The sequence below is a fragment of the Pseudoalteromonas sp. S327 genome, from assembly GCF_005886415.1.
In the GTDB taxonomy this organism is placed as follows: domain Bacteria; phylum Pseudomonadota; class Gammaproteobacteria; order Enterobacterales; family Alteromonadaceae; genus Pseudoalteromonas; species Pseudoalteromonas atlantica.
On sequence record NZ_PNDP01000013.1, the window covers coordinates 33616 to 51266 of the forward strand.

Annotated in this window: 18 protein-coding genes; all 18 read right to left on the reverse strand. The window is 40.7% G+C overall.

Annotation, left to right across the window (positions count from 1 at the left end):
* Window positions 1-63: 63 nt before the first annotated feature.
* Window positions 64-276: an EF-hand domain-containing protein gene (locus CWB60_RS05085; protein ID WP_004585903.1), complete on the reverse strand. Its 213-nt coding sequence runs from the start codon at window positions 274-276 to the stop codon at window positions 64-66.
* A 539-nt stretch (window positions 277-815) separates the two neighbouring features.
* On the reverse strand, window positions 816-1031 hold the full coding sequence (locus CWB60_RS05090) for a TIGR02450 family Trp-rich protein (protein WP_138577428.1): 216 nt from the start codon (window positions 1029-1031) through the stop codon (window positions 816-818).
* Window positions 1032-1132: 101 nt separating this feature from the next.
* Entirely contained in the window at window positions 1133-1483 is a 351-nt protein-coding gene (locus CWB60_RS05095; RefSeq protein ID WP_138577430.1) for a cupredoxin domain-containing protein, read from the reverse strand.
* Window positions 1484-1493: 10 nt separating this feature from the next.
* Complete coding sequence (locus tag CWB60_RS05100) at window positions 1494-3737, reverse strand: heavy metal translocating P-type ATPase (protein ID WP_138577432.1); 2244 nt, start codon at window positions 3735-3737, stop codon at window positions 1494-1496.
* The gene (locus CWB60_RS05105) at window positions 3734-4171 is read right to left on the reverse strand and encodes a MerR family transcriptional regulator (RefSeq protein ID WP_055253052.1); all 438 of its coding nucleotides are present in this window, start codon (window positions 4169-4171) and stop codon (window positions 3734-3736) included. The genes CWB60_RS05100 and CWB60_RS05105 overlap by 4 nt, the downstream gene beginning before the upstream one ends.
* A 150-nt stretch (window positions 4172-4321) precedes the next feature.
* Complete coding sequence (locus tag CWB60_RS05110; RefSeq protein ID WP_054982209.1) at window positions 4322-4819, reverse strand: DUF2059 domain-containing protein; 498 nt, start codon at window positions 4817-4819, stop codon at window positions 4322-4324.
* Between the two features lie 292 nt (window positions 4820-5111).
* Window positions 5112-5444: a Na+/H+ antiporter subunit G gene (locus tag CWB60_RS05115; RefSeq protein WP_004585897.1), complete on the reverse strand. Its 333-nt coding sequence runs from the start codon at window positions 5442-5444 to the stop codon at window positions 5112-5114.
* A 9-nt stretch (window positions 5445-5453) separates the two neighbouring features.
* Window positions 5454-5723: a K+/H+ antiporter subunit F gene (locus tag CWB60_RS05120; RefSeq protein ID WP_004585896.1), complete on the reverse strand. Its 270-nt coding sequence runs from the start codon at window positions 5721-5723 to the stop codon at window positions 5454-5456.
* Window positions 5717-6253, reverse strand: coding sequence for a Na+/H+ antiporter subunit E (locus CWB60_RS05125; protein WP_055253050.1), 537 nt, complete (start codon window positions 6251-6253; stop codon window positions 5717-5719). Before CWB60_RS05125 ends, CWB60_RS05120 begins: the two co-directional genes overlap by 7 nt.
* Window positions 6253-7770, reverse strand: coding sequence for a monovalent cation/H+ antiporter subunit D (locus CWB60_RS05130; protein WP_138577434.1), 1518 nt, complete (start codon window positions 7768-7770; stop codon window positions 6253-6255). The genes CWB60_RS05125 and CWB60_RS05130 overlap by 1 nt, the downstream gene beginning before the upstream one ends.
* The gene (locus tag CWB60_RS05135) at window positions 7767-8120 is read right to left on the reverse strand and encodes a Na+/H+ antiporter subunit C (RefSeq protein ID WP_004585893.1); all 354 of its coding nucleotides are present in this window, start codon (window positions 8118-8120) and stop codon (window positions 7767-7769) included. Before CWB60_RS05135 ends, CWB60_RS05130 begins: the two co-directional genes overlap by 4 nt.
* The gene (locus CWB60_RS05140; RefSeq protein WP_024033786.1) at window positions 8120-10912 is read right to left on the reverse strand and encodes a monovalent cation/H+ antiporter subunit A; all 2793 of its coding nucleotides are present in this window, start codon (window positions 10910-10912) and stop codon (window positions 8120-8122) included. The genes CWB60_RS05135 and CWB60_RS05140 overlap by 1 nt, the downstream gene beginning before the upstream one ends.
* A 154-nt stretch (window positions 10913-11066) precedes the next feature.
* Window positions 11067-12200: a hypothetical protein gene (locus CWB60_RS05145; RefSeq protein ID WP_138577436.1), complete on the reverse strand. Its 1134-nt coding sequence runs from the start codon at window positions 12198-12200 to the stop codon at window positions 11067-11069.
* A complete protein-coding gene (gene nlpI, locus CWB60_RS05150) occupies window positions 12184-13062 on the reverse strand; it encodes a lipoprotein NlpI (RefSeq protein WP_029773956.1) in 879 nt (292 codons plus the stop codon). The genes CWB60_RS05145 and nlpI overlap by 17 nt, the downstream gene beginning before the upstream one ends.
* Window positions 13063-13202: 140 nt before the next feature.
* A complete protein-coding gene (pnp, locus tag CWB60_RS05155; protein ID WP_004585889.1) occupies window positions 13203-15329 on the reverse strand; it encodes a polyribonucleotide nucleotidyltransferase in 2127 nt (708 codons plus the stop codon).
* 500 nt (window positions 15330-15829) lie between these two features.
* Window positions 15830-16099 carry a 30S ribosomal protein S15 gene (gene rpsO, locus CWB60_RS05160; RefSeq protein WP_004585888.1) on the reverse strand — a complete coding sequence of 90 codons (270 nt, stop codon included), beginning with the start codon at window positions 16097-16099 and terminating at the stop codon, window positions 15830-15832.
* 109 nt (window positions 16100-16208) lie between these two features.
* Window positions 16209-17153, reverse strand: a complete 945-nt coding sequence (gene truB, locus CWB60_RS05165) for a tRNA pseudouridine(55) synthase TruB (RefSeq protein ID WP_054982205.1) — start codon at window positions 17151-17153, stop codon at window positions 16209-16211.
* On the reverse strand, window positions 17153-17560 hold the full coding sequence (gene rbfA / locus CWB60_RS05170; protein WP_004585886.1) for a 30S ribosome-binding factor RbfA: 408 nt from the start codon (window positions 17558-17560) through the stop codon (window positions 17153-17155). Before rbfA ends, truB begins: the two co-directional genes overlap by 1 nt.
* Window positions 17561-17651 lie beyond the last annotated feature (91 nt).

Sequence of the window (17651 nt, forward strand, 5' to 3'; positions counted from 1 at the left end):
TAGGTTGTCTTTGGCAACTCAGAATTAACGTGCCACTGGGCGTTAACTACTCAAAGCACTCACTTATGCTTTGTCGAACTCACTCTTAGATAGCTCGTTGTTTTTGTCAGTATCAAGTTTTGTAAACTGACTCATTAATTCAGCATCAGCAGATGCTTCTAACGGGCTTAATGTGCCACTGCCATCTTTATCGAGTGTGTCAAAATCTGTTACTGCAAAAGCCGCTGATGAAGAGGCTAAAGCCATTAATACCAATGTTGATTGTGCCTTTTTCATAATGAAATCCTTCATAGGGTTAGGGGAGTAGCCAATTGGCGTTACCCACGTTTTGCTTAATACAGCTTAACTATTACAACTTCAGTGCCATGTTTTATTTTTACTTAATAAACAATAAGTTACATTTTTAGTATATGAAAAGGTTAAGTTACAAGAGGTGTTTTTGTTGCTTTTTAGCAACAGCTAGATGAGCCAATTAAAATAAACCATTAAAATCAACAGCTTATGATTTATAAAAAAGCCACACATGAGCTAAAAGCTAACTAAAAACATAATCTGGGGAAGTTTAAGAATAAACTAAAGCTGAACAGCTTAATTAAAACAATTAAACGCCATAAAACCTAAAACATAACCAATTGAAATATATTGATATTTATAAAATTTTTAGCGTTTATTTTTTAAAAGCATGGCAAGCCTGTAAAAAACAGGCATTTGTTGCCAAATGGCGAATTTAGTAAAAGGCAGGGGTTAAAAAGGGAGCGCATTGCATTTAGTTGGGCATAACAAATTGGCGTTTTTAAAGTATAAAAACAATTTAACTACTTCCAGCCTTGACGCCATTTTTGTGTGTCTTTTAAATCTCGCCAGCGTATTGAGTACTGATTTTTAGAATATACCGACTCGGTAATGCATTCAATTACATTACCCTCTTCATCGTATTTTACTTCAACAATGATAAAGTGTTTTTCTTTGTTGATAGCTGGAGTGGCAGTCCACTTACTGTTTAGTAATTTTTTAGGGTTTAAGTTATTCATTAAATAATCTAGTGTGCTTAATTAACACTAATACGACATAACCCGTTGTTTAGCTCAACATAAAGTTAGGCCGTATTAATGTTACTTCATCAACTTACTGGTTACTCAGCGATTAACTTACCTTTATACATTTTCATTTGGCAATGAAAGTCGTACTCACCTGCTTTAAGTGCAGGCAAAGTGATTTTATTATCTCCCATTGCAAGGCTTTCACTTACATCAAGCTGCGGGAACACTAACGTTTCGGCGCACGGTGCACTGTCTTTTCTATCAAATGTAAGTGTTACTTTTTTGTTGGCCGCCACCTTTATATGACTTGGTTGATAAACGCCGTTATCTACCACTATGGTTTGCGTATTATCATTACTATGTATTTGCTTTGGCTTATAAAGCCAAAACCAATAAATAATGGCCACTATTAATACTGCACCAAGTAAATTTATCATTAACATTATCGACTCCTTAGCGCTTATTGGGTTTATAAAAACGTAAGCGATTAGCATTGGTGACTACTGTCAGTGATGAAAGCGCCATAGCTGCGCCCGCCACTACTGGGTTTAGTAGTACACCAATAAACGGATACAACACACCGGCTGCAATAGGAATGCCCGCAACGTTATAAATAAAGGCACCAAACAAGTTTTGTTTAATGTTTTTAATTGTTGCGCTGCTAATGGCAATAGCATCGGCAAGGCCATGCAGTGAGCCACGCATTAAGGTAATATCGGCGCTTTCTATGGCTACATCTGTACCTGTGCCAATTGCAAAACCGACATCTGCTTTAGCAAGCGCGGGGGCATCATTGATCCCATCACCCGTCATGCCTACAATCTCGCCTTGCTGCTGACGTTTAGTGACTTCGTTTACTTTATCCTCTGGCAACACTTCTGCGATAAAATCATCAATACCGACTTTTTTAGCCACAGCGTGTGCGGTCGCTTTATTATCGCCAGTGAGCATTACTAGATGAATACCTTCATTTTGCAGGCGCTTGATTGCCTGTACTGAGTCTTCTTTTAGCGGGTCCGCTACCGCAATTAAGGCCATTAGTTGATTATTACAGGCAAAGTACATCGGGGTTTTTGCATCATTTGCAAAGGTGTGTGCTTGCTCTGTGGCGTCATCAACTGCAATCTCGTATTTATCCATAAGCGCTTTATTGCCAAATAACAGTGTTTGCCCATTCACCGTTCCACTTACACCTTTACCGGTAATCGCATCAAAGTCGGTAACTTTACTCAAGGTTACGTTTTGTTTTTTAGCGTACTGTGTAATCGCCTCCGCAAGTGGGTGCTCAGAGCTACTCTCGAGGCTTGAAACTAATTGCATTACGTTATTTTCATCTGCGTTATTAAACGTTACAACATCTGTTACCTGAGGTGCACCTTGGGTGATAGTGCCGGTTTTATCTAAAATCATGGTAGTAATTTTAGAGGTAGTTTGCAGTGACTCGCCATTGCGAATTAATATGCCAAACTCGGCTGCTTTACCTATTCCCACCATTACCGACATAGGCGTTGCTAAACCAAGCGCACACGGGCATGCAATAATCAGCACTGTGGTTAACGCTACCACTGCATAAGCAACTGAAGGGGCTGGGCCAAAATTCAACCATGCAAGGGCTGCTAGTATCGCAATTATCATTACTGTGGGCACAAAAATGCCCGATATAACATCGGCTAATCGCCCTATTGAAGGCTTAGAGTTTTGTGCGCGTTTTACCATATTAATAATATTGGCAAGGGTTGTTTCTTGGCCTATATGTGTGGCTTCAAATAATAATGTACCACTTTTATTAATGCTGCCAGCAACCACTTTATCGCCAGCTTGTTTACTCACTGGCATAGGCTCACCCGTGAGCATAGATTCATCTAATCTGCTGCTACCTTCGAGCACATCACCATCTACCGGGATTTTTTCGCCTGGGCGTACCCTTACATGATCGCCCTTTTGCACATCACTAATGTCTATATCTTGCTCTGCGCCATCGCGTATTACACGGGCTGTTTTTGCTTGTAAGCCAATTAAACGCTTAATAGCCTGCGAAGTACGCCCACGCGCTTTCACTTCAAAAGCTAAGCCCAAACTAATTAACCCAATTATCATTGAAGAAGCTTCAAAATAAACGTGCCTTGCAACCTCAGGTAGTAAGCTAGGCGCAAGTACAACAAACATTGAATATAACCACGCAGTGCCCGTTCCCAAAGCAATAAGCGTATCCATGTTAGCACTATGGTTTTTAAATGACTGCCATGCGCCTTTATAAAATTGCTTACCTGCTACAGCCATAACGACAAACGTGATAATACCGACCACACCCCATGCAATTCGCTGGTTAGTGGTTGTCACGCTCATATCAAAAATTAGCCCATAAATCATAAGCGGTACGCCCACACCTAAAGCCAGCATCATGTTGCGCATTAGCTTTTTGTAATGTGCCTCGTCTGACTTGGCTTTTTCATCAAGCGCATCTTGCTCTGATGTGTTATCCATAGGTTTTGCGCCGTAACCTATATTTTCAACGGCGCTAATTAATGTGCTTTGCTGCGCGCTACCCTCTACTCGTACGGTGCGATCTGCAAAGTTCATTTCGACATTGTTTGCGCCTTGCACACTATTGAGGGCTTTTTCTATTTTGGCTACACAACTGCCACAATTAGCACCTTCAATAATAAAGTTTTGCTCTGTTGTTTTACTGCTACTCATTGCACATCTCCGCTTTTATTTGGCTCAACAAGTGGGTCAACAAACGTCTCTATTAAGCTACACACATCACTTGCAACAGCGCCGTCTGCCGATGTTTCCCACTGTTTTAACGCCGCTTGCATACGCACTCGTAATTTAAGGGTTTCTTGAAACAAGGCTTCGGTTTCTTCTAAACGTTTTGCAATAATTTGCCGTGTAAGTGGGCATGGGCAATGTCCTTGTTCTGACTCGCCAATGATATGCTGTATATCTTTTAGGGAAAACCCGAGCTTTCGGGCGCTTATAATAAACTGTAAACGTTGGCGGTCTGCTTTTGTATATTGTTGATAACCATTACTTTGGCTACGTATGGGCGATAAAAGGCCTATTCGTGTGTAATGACGAACTGTATCAGGCGTTACACCCATTAACTTCGCTAATTGCTTAACATACATAATTTAGCCCCCTTAGATTTTAGAGCTCAATTGTAAACCTATGTGTGACACACAGGTCAATAGAGGGGAGCATTAAAGCATAATTTAAATTTACTGGAGCTGATAAAATAAAAGCGCGCTAATGAGCGCGCTTAAAAAGAGGCAGAGAGATTAATTTTCTTGTTGGCGAGAGGCTTTTAGCTCTTCACTTAGTTCACCGGCTATTTGCTGAATTTTTGGCATTGCATCTTGCACTAAGCTTTGCGACATTTGCATAGACTCTTGCATTACTACGGGCATTTTTTGGAGAATTTTTTGCCCTGTTTCAGTTTTATAAAACGCCAACATGTCGGCAATTTCTTGCTCGTTAAAATGTTTGTCGTAAACGTTAACCATCATCGGCTGCATTTTTTTCCAGCTCATTTCGGTTTTAAGTACGTTGGTCATATCTGCGTAGTATTTATCAAAAATAGCTTGCTCAGAGGGCTTAACACCCATTTGTGCAGACATGTTTTTCATCATGCCTTCAACTTGCCCGTACATAGAGTCAACCATAGCATCCATGTTCATCACGTTTATCAGCTCATCTATTTTTTGCTGCTTAGTTGCCTCGTCAGCCAATACGCTGCCAGAAAATATAAGTAACGAAAGTAATAGTGCCTTAGCCATTGTCATATCCTTAAATATAAAAAGTAAGACCATACTCACATGATTAATACCAATCCGCAATAATACTTACTCATTTTGCGGGGCTAAACGGGTCGCTACTTACGTTAAAAAATGCTCATTCAGAACAACTAAATAGCTAATTTTTTTACTAAATTATCAACACGTTTTACTAGCTTCAGAATAAATCACTTAATTATGCGAACGGGTATAAAATAGTTTGTAAATGTGTAAACCCACACTAAAAAGGCCAAATAAAACATGTTTATTTGGCCTTTTTATCAGTGCACAGGGGCTAATCGTCTTCTACGTTATCGAGCCCTTTTGTGCCTTCTTTTGCTTTAAGCTTATGATGAATCGCTGATTTTATTAACATATACCCACTAATAGGGGCAGTAATTAATAAAAACACGGTAATTAAAATCTCTTTTACGCTTATGGTGTGCACCGACGTTGCAAAAAACACCATTGCAGCAATTAATATGCTGGCCATACCCAGTGTTGTTGCTTTAGTAGGGCCGTGTAAGCGCATGTAAAAATCAGGTAATTTAATTAAGCCCAGCGACCCTATTAAAATAAATAGCCCACCAAAAAGTAGTAATATTGATACAACCCACTCGCTTATCATTATAATATCCTATTCAATTAAATCGCCGCGTAGTAAATACTTACACACTGCAACAGTACTTATAAAGCCAAGCATCGCGATTAATAACGCGGCTTCAAAGTACAAACCAGTGCCCATACTAATACTGTATAAAATAATTAACGCGATAACATTAATGTACATAGTATCTAGGGCTAAAACTCTATCAGGCACTGAGGGGCCAATAATTAATCGCCATAGGTTTAACAGTAACGATAAACCAATCATGGCAAATACAATAAGTAAGACAGTATCTAACATTGAAATATCTCCTTTAGGGGAGCTTCGTAGCGCTGTTTAATTTGTTTAATAAGTGCCTCTTCATCTTTTAAATCAAGCACATGTATAAGTAAATAGCGCTGTTTAGGCTTTTCGCCTTCGTCTAGTGACTCAGGAATAGGATATACCTCAGCACTTACTGTACCAGGTGTAAGAGATACACAACTGGCAAGAATTGTAATGGGCATATCGTGTATTAAATCTATAGGCACTTTAACAAAAGCAGGGCGTAACTTTTTAGCTGGGCCAACGATTAATAAGGCTACCTGTAAATTAGCAACCACTATATCGTAAAGTACAATGAGTAATTGTTTTAGCGCCAAACCTGGTTTTAGTATTAAGGGTTGCGGATCACGTAATGAAACACTTAATAGCGGTATAAATATCGCAAAAAAAGTAGCTAATACTATATGCCCTGCGGATACACTATTATTAAGCAACAACCAAATTAAAAATAAAAACAAACTACGAAACGGCGTTGGCAACCAACGATAACGGGCTTGTAACCTCATTACTCACCTCCCTTCATAACTGCATTAATGCCACCACTTATATCATGCAATTGCGTAGCAGCACTAACCATGTATTCACTTATTGGTCCGCCAAAAACAACTAACAAAGGTGAGCATGCAAGTAACCCTACAATTATCATCACCTGTAATGGGTGAGCATTTTCGCCCTCGGCGCTTTCTGTTTTATTGCCTTTTCTTTCCCAAAACATACTTGTACCAGCACGAGAAAGTGCAACTAATAAAACAAAACTAGCAATTAAATAGACAGGCCAAAATAGTAAGGCTTGCTCGCTATTTAAGGTTGTTTTGAGGATCCAAACTTTTCCAACAAACCCCGATAGCGGCGGCATACCTACTACGGTTAATGCAGCAATTACAAAGCATGCTCCTAATAAGTAAGGTTGGTTTACGGCTCGTCCGGCAACCAGTCTATCCCCTACTTTGCCCCTTTGTGTGGCAATTAAATCAGCTAATAAAAATAGTGCAGCGCTGACTAATGTGGAGTGTACTAAATAATAAAGCAGTGCAGCTGTTGCAGTGACGTTTTGCAGTGCAATTAGAGCGACTAACGTGCCCACTGATACAACAACTAAATTTGCCGTTAACTTACGTAAATCTTGCGCAGCCATTACGCCAATTGCACCAACCACTATAGTAGCAATGGCTAAGCCCCATAACCATGATTGCGCCATATGTTCAAGCTCACCGGCTTGCTCACCAAAAATAACGGTATAAACGCGCAGCATGGCGTATACACCCACCTTGGTCATAATAGCAAATAAAGCGGCAACCACAGGCTTTGCACTGGCATAAGTATTAGGTAGCCACAAGTGCAAAGGGAGCAATGCGGCTTTTAAAGCAAATACAACTAACAGCAGTAAGCCGCCGGCCTTTGCCAAATAGACATCATCGCCCGTTAACAGGGCTACTTTTTGCGTCATATCAGCGATGTTTAATGTACCCAGTACACCGTATAAAATACCTAAACCAATTAAAAATACGCTCGAGCCAACCAAATTTAATATGACGTATTGGAGCGCTGCACGGGTATTTTGTTTATCTCCGGCATGCATAAGTAGTGAGTATGAGGCAATCAACAACACCTCAAAAAATACAAATACATTAAATAAGTCACCCGTTAAAAATGCCCCATTAACACCTAATATTAAAAAATGAACTAATGGATGAAAAAAGTTTCCTTTTGCATCATCGCCGGCACAGCCATATAAAATGACTCCCATTCCTAAAAAGGATGTAAGTGCAACCAATAAAGTAGAAAGCATATCGGCAACAAGCACTATGCCAAAAGGAGCAGACCAATTACCAATAACGTATACATTGATACCACTGTTACATATATGGATTAACAGCAATGCACTAACAACAAATGTGATCACCGCCATAATTGATGAGGCAATACGGCGAATACGTAAACTTTTACCACAGGGTGGCAAAAGCAATATTACCGCTGCCAACATAGGTAATAAAATAGGCAAAGAGGTTAAATGTTGAATCATTTTTGCTCCTTGCTATCGGCTGCGCTTTTGATGATTTGCCCATCAACATGATCGCTCCCTAAATCGGCTCTACCACGTATAGCCAAAATAACCACAAACGCAGTCATTGCAAATCCTATCACTATTGCAGTAAGCACTAGTGCTTGAGGTAAAGGGTCGGCATATTCAGCCCCTGTACCAAGCACAACCGCTTTATTTATGGTTAAGCGACCCGCAGAAAACAAAAATAAGTTAACGGCATAGGAAATCATAGTAAGGCCAAGCACTACCGGAAACGTACGGGCTCTTAGCAGTAAAAACACACCACAACTAACTAATACACCAACGCAAGATGCGTACAATAGCTCCATTAAATATTTACCTCTTTTTTCTGGGTATCTGCTGTCATGTTGCCAAGGCTTGCTAATATCATTAACGTGGCTCCAACCACTGTTAAATAAACGCCTAAATCAAACACAATTGCGCTTGCAAGTTCTGTTTTGCCAATAAATGGGATATCGAAATAATCAAACCACGTAGTTAAAAACGGCCGTTCAAAGAACCAGCTACCGACTCCAGTAAACAAGGCAATACCGATACCTGATGCAATAATTTTACGGTAGTTGACTGCAAAGCGCTCGCTTATCCAAGCTGAGCCATGAGCCATATACTGCAATATAAAGGCAATTGATGTTACTAACCCTGCAATAAAGCCGCCGCCAGGTAAGTTATGACCACGTAAGAAAATATAAGCCGATACTAATAATGCAAGCGGTAATAAGCTATGCGAAATACTGGCAAGTAGTATAGGGTGTCGCTCGCGTGCCCATGGGCGCCCTTCACCATCACTTGCTGGCATGAACAATGGAATACGAGAAAGCACTTTAAATATACCCAACGCTGCAATACCCAATACGGTTATTTCGCCTAGGGTGTCAAAGCCCCTAAAATCAACCAAAATAACGTTTACTACATTGGTACCGCCACCTCCTGTTTTGGCATTGGCTATGAAAAAATCTGATATCGATTCGAGTGGGCGCGTAAGTAATGCATAACATATACTTGCCACCACAACACCTAATGTTGAGGCTATCCCTAAATCTCTGAGTACTCGTAACGAGCTAGACTCTTTAGGCGTATGTTGTGGTAAGAAAAACAACGCCAACATTAATAAAATAACGGTTGCTACTTCTACCGTTAATTGCGTAAGCGCTAAGTCGGGCGCAGAAAAACGCGTAAACGCCACCGACACCATGAGTCCTACAATAGAAATCATTAGTAACGCAACTACGCGTGAGCGATGCCAAATAACGGTAGCAAAAGCACCTATAATCAGTAGGCCTGCACCTATTGCGTTATGCACATCAACCGGAATACGCGGCATACTGCCCGCTAATTGTTGCATTTCAAATAATGGCCAACCGGCACATAACAATACCACCGCCAGCATTACAAAAATGTAGCGTTGTAATGAGCCGTTTTCGATAGTGTTTACCCTGCTTTGGCACCAATTAATAACTTTAAGCACAATTAGCTCAAAGGTTTTTTTAGCATTAAGTGGCGGTAATGATGCTTGAAATTGAAATAGGTATTTACGATTTATATAAATAAACAAACCACCCACTACCGCCATGGCGCTCATTAATAGCGGTAAGTTAAAACCATGCCATATAGCCAGTTCGTACTCTGGTACCTTTTGACCAAGTACAGCCAAAGACGCAGCAGATAAAATGCCATCGACTGAAAAATGCGGGAACAAACCAACCAGCACACACAGCACAACCAATACTTCAATAGGGAGTCGCATGTAACGCGGAGCCTCATGCGGCTGGCGTGGTAAATCAATTGGTTCGCCATTAAAAAATACATCGTGAATAAAACGCGACGAATAAGCCACCGATAACGCCCCTGCAATAGTGGCTAACACCGGGATTAACCACGACATAGAGCCAAGCACTTGCTGATGTAAGGTTTCGGCAAAAAACATTTCTTTAGATAAAAAGCCGTTAAGCAATGGCACACCCGCCATTGAAGCAGCCGCAACCATGGCAAGTGTGGCCGTATACGGTAAATACCGCCACATACCATTAAGCTTACGCATATCACGAGTGCCGGTTTCATGGTCAATTATACCTGCTGCCATAAATAGCGAGGCTTTAAACGTGGCATGATTAATAATATGGAATATTGCCGCCACAGTAGAGAGCTCAGTATCTAGGCCCAATAACAGGGTAATTAACCCTAAATGGCTAATGGTTGAGTACGCTAACAGGCCCTTTAAATCGTGTTTAAATAAGGCGATATAAGCGCCAAATAAAAGCGTTGTTAAACCGGTTAAACCAACCAGTAAAAACCAAGTATCTGTACCTGAAAGTACTGGGTGAAAACGCGCTAATAAAAATATACCTGCTTTTACCATAGTCGCAGAGTGTAAATACGCGCTAACAGGGGTTGGGGCTGCCATAGCGTGAGGTAGCCAAAAATGAAATGGAAACTGTGCCGATTTAGTAAATGCACCTAGCAAAACTAATACCAGTGCTGTTTCGTATAAATCATGTGATTGAACAATTGCCTTGCTAGCTAAAATTACATCTAGGTCGTAACTGCCAACTATATCGGCCACTAACATTAAACCTGCCAGCAATGCTAAGCCACCAGCACCGGTAACAGCTAGCGCCATGCGAGCGCCCTTTCGTGCTTCTGTTTTATGCCACCAATAGCTAATTAATAAAAACGAGCTAATGCTGGTCAGTTCCCAAAACAGCCAAAGCTGAATAACATTGTTAGACATAACAATGCCCAGCATTGCGGTCATAAACAGCAATAAGTAACTATACAGCTTAGCTAAGGAGTCGTTTTTACTCAGATAATAACGTGCGTAGGTAATTACCAGTATGCCTATGCCTAAAATCATAAACATAAACAGTAAGCTCAAGCCATCAAGACGAAATGATAAGTCCAGTCCAACAGCGGGGATCCACGTTACAGCATAACGAATCGTTTCACCTGCTAAAATAGCGGGGGTGTGGTATAGCGTAATACCTAATGCTGCTAAAGGGGCAAGTACAGTGACAGCTGCAGCTTGCGTACGGGATAGTTTGCCGGTGCATGAAGAAATAACACTGCCAATTAAGGATAACAAAGGTATCCAGAGCAAAGTCATAATGTAGGGCCTTTTATAATCATAAGTTTATCCTTACGTTTTATACATCACGAAAAGATGCTTTTACTGTCTGTTTTTAAACGACATTAATACGTACAGTTATACTTATAAACGGCCATTTTGTCTATAGATAGCAAGCCTAATCGATTTAAATTTAATCAAGCTGAGCGGTTTTAGCAGCATTGATTTGATCAACCCACAAAGCCCTGTACCGCTTTGATAAACCTAGTTGTTGATACTGCATAATTGACCATTGCTTAGTTGGCTTATATGCCACGCCGCCTTGCTGGCAACTTAAGCTTTTGTGCCATCCATTTGGCGCAGCCTCACCTTGCGAAATATATAAATTTGGGGCTACGTATCCTTGGCGTTTACACAACCAGCGCTGTTTAGAAATAGGCAGCGTATATTCATCTTCAAAACCACTAAAGTGCATTAGCTCATGCAAAAATACATTATAGTTTGCTTGGGTACTTAGCTGCATTTTTTTACCTGTTACATTGGCGCTGCCGCTCGTACCCATAATTACAGTGTAGTCATAGCTGTTAGTAGACTGCGCTTTTAAGTGCGCGTTTTGCCATAAGCAATTAGCCATGTCCGAGGTGGTAGCGCAGTCAATTGCGCCCCCAGCGTAAACCGGTTTACTTAAGCAATACGCCCCGCTTTGCGGCTCAGGTTTTTTATTATACTGCGCGGCAAAACTTGATAACTTAAACAAGGCTTCTCTATTTACACCCAATAGCAGCACATTGTAACTACAGCTATTGTTAATCGGCGGGCGTGTATTTAACGCTGCAAAACCAAGTTGATGTAAAAAGGAATGCGAAACTTGCTCATAGTCACTCCCTTTGTGCAGCGCTAAATGGTTAAATGCCGCGCCTTTAGGCAGTAAGTTTTGGGTTAACAATAGTTGAAGGTCATTCCAGCGACCTTGCTTTAAAAGAGCTTGCGCGAGTTGTTGGCGCTTGTTGTGCCCAACATGCTCTATACTTTGTAGCCAAAATAACTTTGCTTGCTCGTTTTTGCTTGCATTAATCAGCTTTAAAGAATAATTGTACTGAGCTGATGGGATATTTTTACGCGCTAAAAAGCCTAAGGTCAGCTCGGGAAGATGTGCAATATTATTTGAAAAGTAACGGGGAAATTGCCAATAACTTTGCAGCGGATTAGCCTGAGCGTGAAGTACATGCCAAAAGCTAATGCTGCTTAACTGGTTGCAAGAGCCTGCAATAAGCAGGCTAAATAGCAAACCAATTAGATAACACAGGTATTTAACTAGCGTCTGCACCAGCCATAAGCTCAAGCTCTAAACGTGCATATTTGTATTCAATAAACTCATGCACATTAGTGGATAATGCCAACCTAAAGTAATCAGCAGCTAAAAACTGCTCACCGGCTGCTTGATGCATTTTGGCTAAATAAAAGTACGCCTCGCACAAGCGCTGTGCGTATTCTTGCTCTGACTTAACGCCCTCGCTAATACCCGATAAAAACGTATGCTCACTCATATCGCCGGTATAAAGCGAAATTAACTGATAAGCCCATTGCGATTCATCAAGGGCTGCAGCATTTGTTTTAAGAGCCGCTAATGCTTGTTGTTTATCCTCTTGTGATTGTGCAAGGTAAAGCCATAACACACGGTAAGGATCGTTGGGTGAACGCGCTAAAAACTCATCAAAGTCACTTTGCGCTAGGTTTGCTCTTTCACCATAATACAGTGCAATGCCACGGTTTAAATAAGCGTATTCATGCTCTTCATTAAGCTCAAGGGCTGAGTCAAAAAACTCATACGCTTTTTCGTATTGCTGCATTAAAGTGTGCTGAATACCTAAAAAGTTATACACCTCAGCTAAATCAGGCTTTAGTTTTATAGCGCGGTTAAAATCAATGCGCGATAACGTGGTCATTCCTAAGCTATCAAATAATACCCCACGGTCATAATAAAGCTTAGCTTGTTGCTCGGTACTTAAATCGGCTCGATTTAATAGCTCAGAGTAACGTGCAATCGCAATTTCACTTCTAAAGTCAGATGCAAGGGGTGCAGTAAAAGGCACATTAACAATCGGCGTAGGTTTTGATTCAGTCGTGGTTTGGCAAGCGCTTAAAGACAAAATAGCAAAAGATGCCAAAGCTAAATGTTTGAGTATCATTAAAATCCTTAATACCAAGATATATCGCAATAAAAATAAGACAGACCTTGTCTAATAAGGTTTCATTAAAGCATAAAAAAAGGGGCTAAACAGCCCCTTTTTTATTATCCCGCGTATATTAACGGGTTAAAGTTTAGCAATTATGCGTCTTTTGACTCATCAGCTGCAGGTGCTGCTGATTCCATTGCTTCTTTAATGCTTAGACGTACACGGCCTTGGCGGTCTACTTCTAGTACTTTAACTTTAACTTCTTGACCTTCACTTAAGTGGTCAGTTACGTTGTTAACACGCTCTGTGCTGATTTGAGAAATATGCACTAGGCCATCTTTACCAGGAAGAATGTTTACAAACGCACCAAAGTCAACAATACGTACAACTTTACCAGTGTAGATAGTACCTACTTCTAGTTCTGCTGTTAATTGCTCAATACGTGTAATTGCGTTTTGCGCGCTTTCACCGTCTGTTGCAGCAATCTTAATTGTACCGTCGTCTTCAATTTCAATTGTTGTGCCTGTCTCTTCAGTAAGTTGACGGATTGTAGCGCCACCTTTACCAATTACTTCAGCAATCTTCTTAGCAGGAATTTGCATAGTGTAGATGCGAGGAGCAAACATTGATAATTCTTCAGAAGGAGCAGAAATCGCTTCATCCATCACACCTAAAATGTGTAAACGTGCAGCTTTTGCTTGTTTAAGCGCAATTTGCATGATTTCTTGTGTGATACCTTCAATCTTGATATCCATTTGTAGTGCAGTGATACCGTTAGTAGTACCTGCTACTTTAAAGTCCATGTCACCTAAGTGATCTTCATCACCTAAGATATCTGAAAGAACAACAAACTTCTCATCTTCTTTCACAAGACCCATCGCGATACCCGCAACAGACGCTTTAATTGGTACACCCGCGTTCATAAGAGCTAGTGACGTACCACAAACAGATGCCATTGAAGACGAACCGTTAGATTCAGTGATTTCAGATACAACACGAATTGAGTAAGGGAACTCAGTAAGTGTAGGCATTACAGCAGAAATACCACGCTTAGCTAGGTTACCGTGACCAATTTCACGACGCTTAGGAGAACCTACAAAACCAGTTTCACCTACACAGAATGGAGGGAAGTTGTAGTTAAGCATAAAGTGGTTTTTGTGAGTACCCGTTAAATCATCGATTAACTGAGAATCACGTTCTGTACCAAGTGTAGCTGTAACTAATGCTTGAGTTTCACCACGAGTAAAGATTGCAGAGCCGTGAGTACGTGGTAATACGCCTGTCATTACGTCTAATGCACGGATCATGTCTGGTTCGCGACCATCGATACGTTTTTCACCAGCAGTGATGCGGCCACGTACAATTTTCTTCTCTAAAGAACCAAATACTTTACCTACTTCTTGCTTATCAAGTGTTTCATCTTCAGCAAGCTCGCTTGTAAGCGCTTCAATTACAGCGTCTTTTGCTGCAGTTAATGCTTCTTTACGCGCTACTTTATCGGTAATACGGTAAGCTTCACCTACTTTATCAGCTGCAAGTTCAGCTACTTTTTCTTCAAGCGATACGTTTTTCTCAGGTGCAGACCAATCCCATGTAGGCTTGCCCGCTTCTGCTTTAAATTCGTTGATTGCGTTGATAATAGCTTGAGATTGCTCATGGCCGTATACAACCGCGCCTAGCATTACGTCTTCAGCTAGTACGTCAGCTTCTGATTCAACCATTAGTACTGCGTTATCAGTACCTGCAACTACTAAATCAAGTTGGCTTTCTTCAAGCTCTTTTAGTGTTGGGTTAAGTACGTACTCACCGTTGATGTAACCAACGCGTGACGCACCAATTGGGCCGCTAAATGGGATACCAGAGATAGCAAGTGCTGCTGATGTACCAATCATCGCAACCATATCTGGTTGGATTTCAGGGTTTACAGATACAACGGTTGCAATAACTTGTACTTCGTTTACGAAACCATTTGGGAAAAGTGGACGAATTGGACGGTCAATAAGACGTGCAATAAGTGTTTCGCCATCGTTAGGACGACCTTCACGCTTTAAGAAACCACCCGGGATACGACCCGCAGCGTACATACGCTCTTGGTAGTTAACTGTTAGTGGGAAAAAGTCTTGACCAGGTTGAGCTTCACGCTTACCAACTACAGTAACTAATACTGACGTGTCGCCGATGCTTGCTAATACTGCGCCGTCTGCTTGACGTGCGATTGCACCTGTTTCTAGGGTGACTGTGTGTTGACCTAGTTGAAATTCTTTAATAATTGCTTGCACTTAAAATATTCCTTAAATGTTTTTATATTTCATTAATAAGTGTCATTAAAAGGGCCAATTACAGTACATAATTGTATTCAGTTGGAAATCAATTAAGTACTACAATTGGCAAAATTTTTAATGACTGCAGATAACCTATTTATCTACGCGCATAGTATATACCAAAGCGACGTAAAATTGCGAGCCTACCCAAAGATAAAACGTAATCGCTTTTGCCACATTATTTTTTAATTGTTTTATCGCAAAGCGTTTAATTAAGCGTTTAATTTTTAGCTATGAAAAACCTTTAGATAACTAGGTGAATAATTCGCTATTAAATTGTTCTTAAAGATAATTTTAACGCAGTTATTGCAAGCGTTGCCTACCCTTAATTGTTAAGTGCTAGCACAAGGTTGGTGTTATTTATATTGCAGGGAGATTAAGTTAACGATGGAGTGTGAAGCGTTAAATTTAGGCACAAAAAAAGGAGCTATAAAGCTCCTTTTCTCGTAATCAAGTTCTTAGCGACGTAGGCCAAGCTCTTGGATTAACGCAGTATAACGCGAGATATCTTTACCTTTAAGGTAATCAAGCAATTTACGGCGAGTACTTACTTTACGAAGCAGACCACGACGTGAGTGGAAGTCATGCTTGTGGTCAGCAAAGTGACCTTGAAGCTTGTTGATATCAAAAGTAAGTAAAGCTACTTGTACTTCAGGTGAACCAGTGTCGCCTTCAGCACGTGCAAATTTAGCAATGATATCGATTTTTTCTTGATTGCTTAGTGACATAATAACTCCAAAAGTTAAATTTAATAGGTGCTTTAGCCGATCACTAATTCAGCCAAAACGATTAAGCGGGCGTATTCTACCAACTATGAGAATAACTACAAGTTAAAGTTTACTCGGGTTGCTGATTAGACAAGCCACGCTTTGATTTTAAATGCCCGTCAGGGTTGCGCTCACCGGTGCCAATAAACACACCATCAGCCAGAACTTTAATTGCCCCTTCGGGTAAATCAGTGCCTAGTACGACTGCTTGTCCATGGCTAAACGAAACGCCCTGCTCTTTGCTAATTTCTACAACGGGTAAATCAACCAATGCACTATCCATTGGCAATAGTAATTCATCAAGGTATGTAGAAGGGGCCACCTCTTCTTCTTTGGCCTTGGCTAATAAGGTTTCAAGGTGCTCAAGCGATACCATTTTATCTTTAGGGTAATGGCCAACCGCTGAGCGATGCAGCATAATAACATGTGCGCCACAGCCTAGGTTTTCGCCTAAATCATCAACAATGGTACGAATGTACGTCCCTTTAGATACATGGGCGGTCATTTGTACTTCGTTATTTGCTTCATCAAACTCATCAAGCGTTAAGCTAAACACGTTTATTTTTCGGCATTTACGCGGTACTTCAATGCCTTCACGCGCGTATTTATATAAAGGCTTACCTTCATATTTAAGCGCTGAGTACATTGATGGATACTGATCTGACTCGCCTAAAAACTTTTCAATTTCTGCAGCTAACTGTTCAGTGGTAACGTTTACGTCACGGGTTTCAACCACTTCGCCATCTGAATCAGAGGTAGTTGTGCGCTCACCTAACTTTGCTCTTACCACATAAGTTTTATCTGTATCGAGCAAAAATTGGGTAAACTTGGTCGCTTCACCAAAGCAAATAGGCAGCATGCCAGTGGCCAGTGGGTCTAGCGCACCGGTATGGCCAGCTTTTTGGGCAAAATAAATACCTTTAGCTTGCTGTAGGGCTTTGTTCGATGAAATGCCTTGAGGTTTGTTTAACAACAAAATACCATCAATCGGACGGCCTTTACTGCGTCTTGCCATTAGTCTTTAGTGCCTTCTTCGCTATCAGTTTCATCATCAACATGTTTAGCGTTATCTTCGCGAATAACAGAGTCCACTAAGTTAGAGATACGCATCCCTTCCATTAGTGAGTTATCTACTACAAATTTAAGCTCAGGCATTATACGAGCACGAATACGCTTACCCAATAACGAGCGGATATAGCCCGTTGCTTCGTTAAGTATTTTTGCGCTTTCTTTTGCTTTGTTTTCATCTTCGGTATTAAACACCGTAATAAAAACTTTTGCGTAAGATAAATCGCGCGATACTTCTACCGCAGACACTGTCACCATGCCTAAGCGCGGATCTTTAATTTCGCGTTGTAAAATTACAGCAATTTCTTTTTGAATTTGCTGAGCAACACGATCAGTGCGAGAAAATTCTCTCATGATTGTTTTCCTAAAATCATAACTTACTGAATTAAAATAATAAGTTAATTAAATAATGGATACAGAAATGGGGGCAAAGCCCCCATTTACA

What these genes read in the sequence shown, in the direction of transcription:
- CWB60_RS05085 (WP_004585903.1), bottom strand. Translation starts at nt 276, where the DNA reads ATGAAAAAGGCACAATCAACATTGGTATTAATGGCTTTAGCCTCTTCA.
- CWB60_RS05090 (WP_138577428.1), bottom strand. Translation starts at nt 1,031, where the DNA reads ATGAATAACTTAAACCCTAAAAAATTACTAAACAGTAAGTGGACTGCC.
- CWB60_RS05095 (WP_138577430.1), bottom strand. Translation starts at nt 1,483, where the DNA reads ATGTTAATGATAAATTTACTTGGTGCAGTATTAATAGTGGCCATTATT.
- CWB60_RS05100 (WP_138577432.1), bottom strand. Translation starts at nt 3,737, where the DNA reads ATGAGTAGCAGTAAAACAACAGAGCAAAACTTTATTATTGAAGGTGCT.
- CWB60_RS05105 (WP_055253052.1), bottom strand. Translation starts at nt 4,171, where the DNA reads ATGTATGTTAAGCAATTAGCGAAGTTAATGGGTGTAACGCCTGATACA.
- CWB60_RS05110 (WP_054982209.1), bottom strand. Translation starts at nt 4,819, where the DNA reads ATGGCTAAGGCACTATTACTTTCGTTACTTATATTTTCTGGCAGCGTA.
- CWB60_RS05115 (WP_004585897.1), bottom strand. Translation starts at nt 5,444, where the DNA reads ATGATAAGCGAGTGGGTTGTATCAATATTACTACTTTTTGGTGGGCTA.
- CWB60_RS05120 (WP_004585896.1), bottom strand. Translation starts at nt 5,723, where the DNA reads ATGTTAGATACTGTCTTACTTATTGTATTTGCCATGATTGGTTTATCG.
- CWB60_RS05125 (WP_055253050.1), bottom strand. Translation starts at nt 6,253, where the DNA reads ATGAGGTTACAAGCCCGTTATCGTTGGTTGCCAACGCCGTTTCGTAGT.
- CWB60_RS05130 (WP_138577434.1), bottom strand. Translation starts at nt 7,770, where the DNA reads ATGATTCAACATTTAACCTCTTTGCCTATTTTATTACCTATGTTGGCA.
- CWB60_RS05135 (WP_004585893.1), bottom strand. Translation starts at nt 8,120, where the DNA reads ATGGAGCTATTGTACGCATCTTGCGTTGGTGTATTAGTTAGTTGTGGT.
- CWB60_RS05140 (WP_024033786.1), bottom strand. Translation starts at nt 10,912, where the DNA reads ATGACTTTGCTCTGGATACCTTTGTTATCCTTAATTGGCAGTGTTATT.
- nlpI (WP_029773956.1), bottom strand. Translation starts at nt 13,062, where the DNA reads ATGATACTCAAACATTTAGCTTTGGCATCTTTTGCTATTTTGTCTTTA.
- rpsO (WP_004585888.1), bottom strand. Translation starts at nt 16,099, where the DNA reads ATGTCACTAAGCAATCAAGAAAAAATCGATATCATTGCTAAATTTGCA.
- truB (WP_054982205.1), bottom strand. Translation starts at nt 17,153, where the DNA reads ATGGCAAGACGCAGTAAAGGCCGTCCGATTGATGGTATTTTGTTGTTA.
- rbfA (WP_004585886.1), bottom strand. Translation starts at nt 17,560, where the DNA reads ATGAGAGAATTTTCTCGCACTGATCGTGTTGCTCAGCAAATTCAAAAA.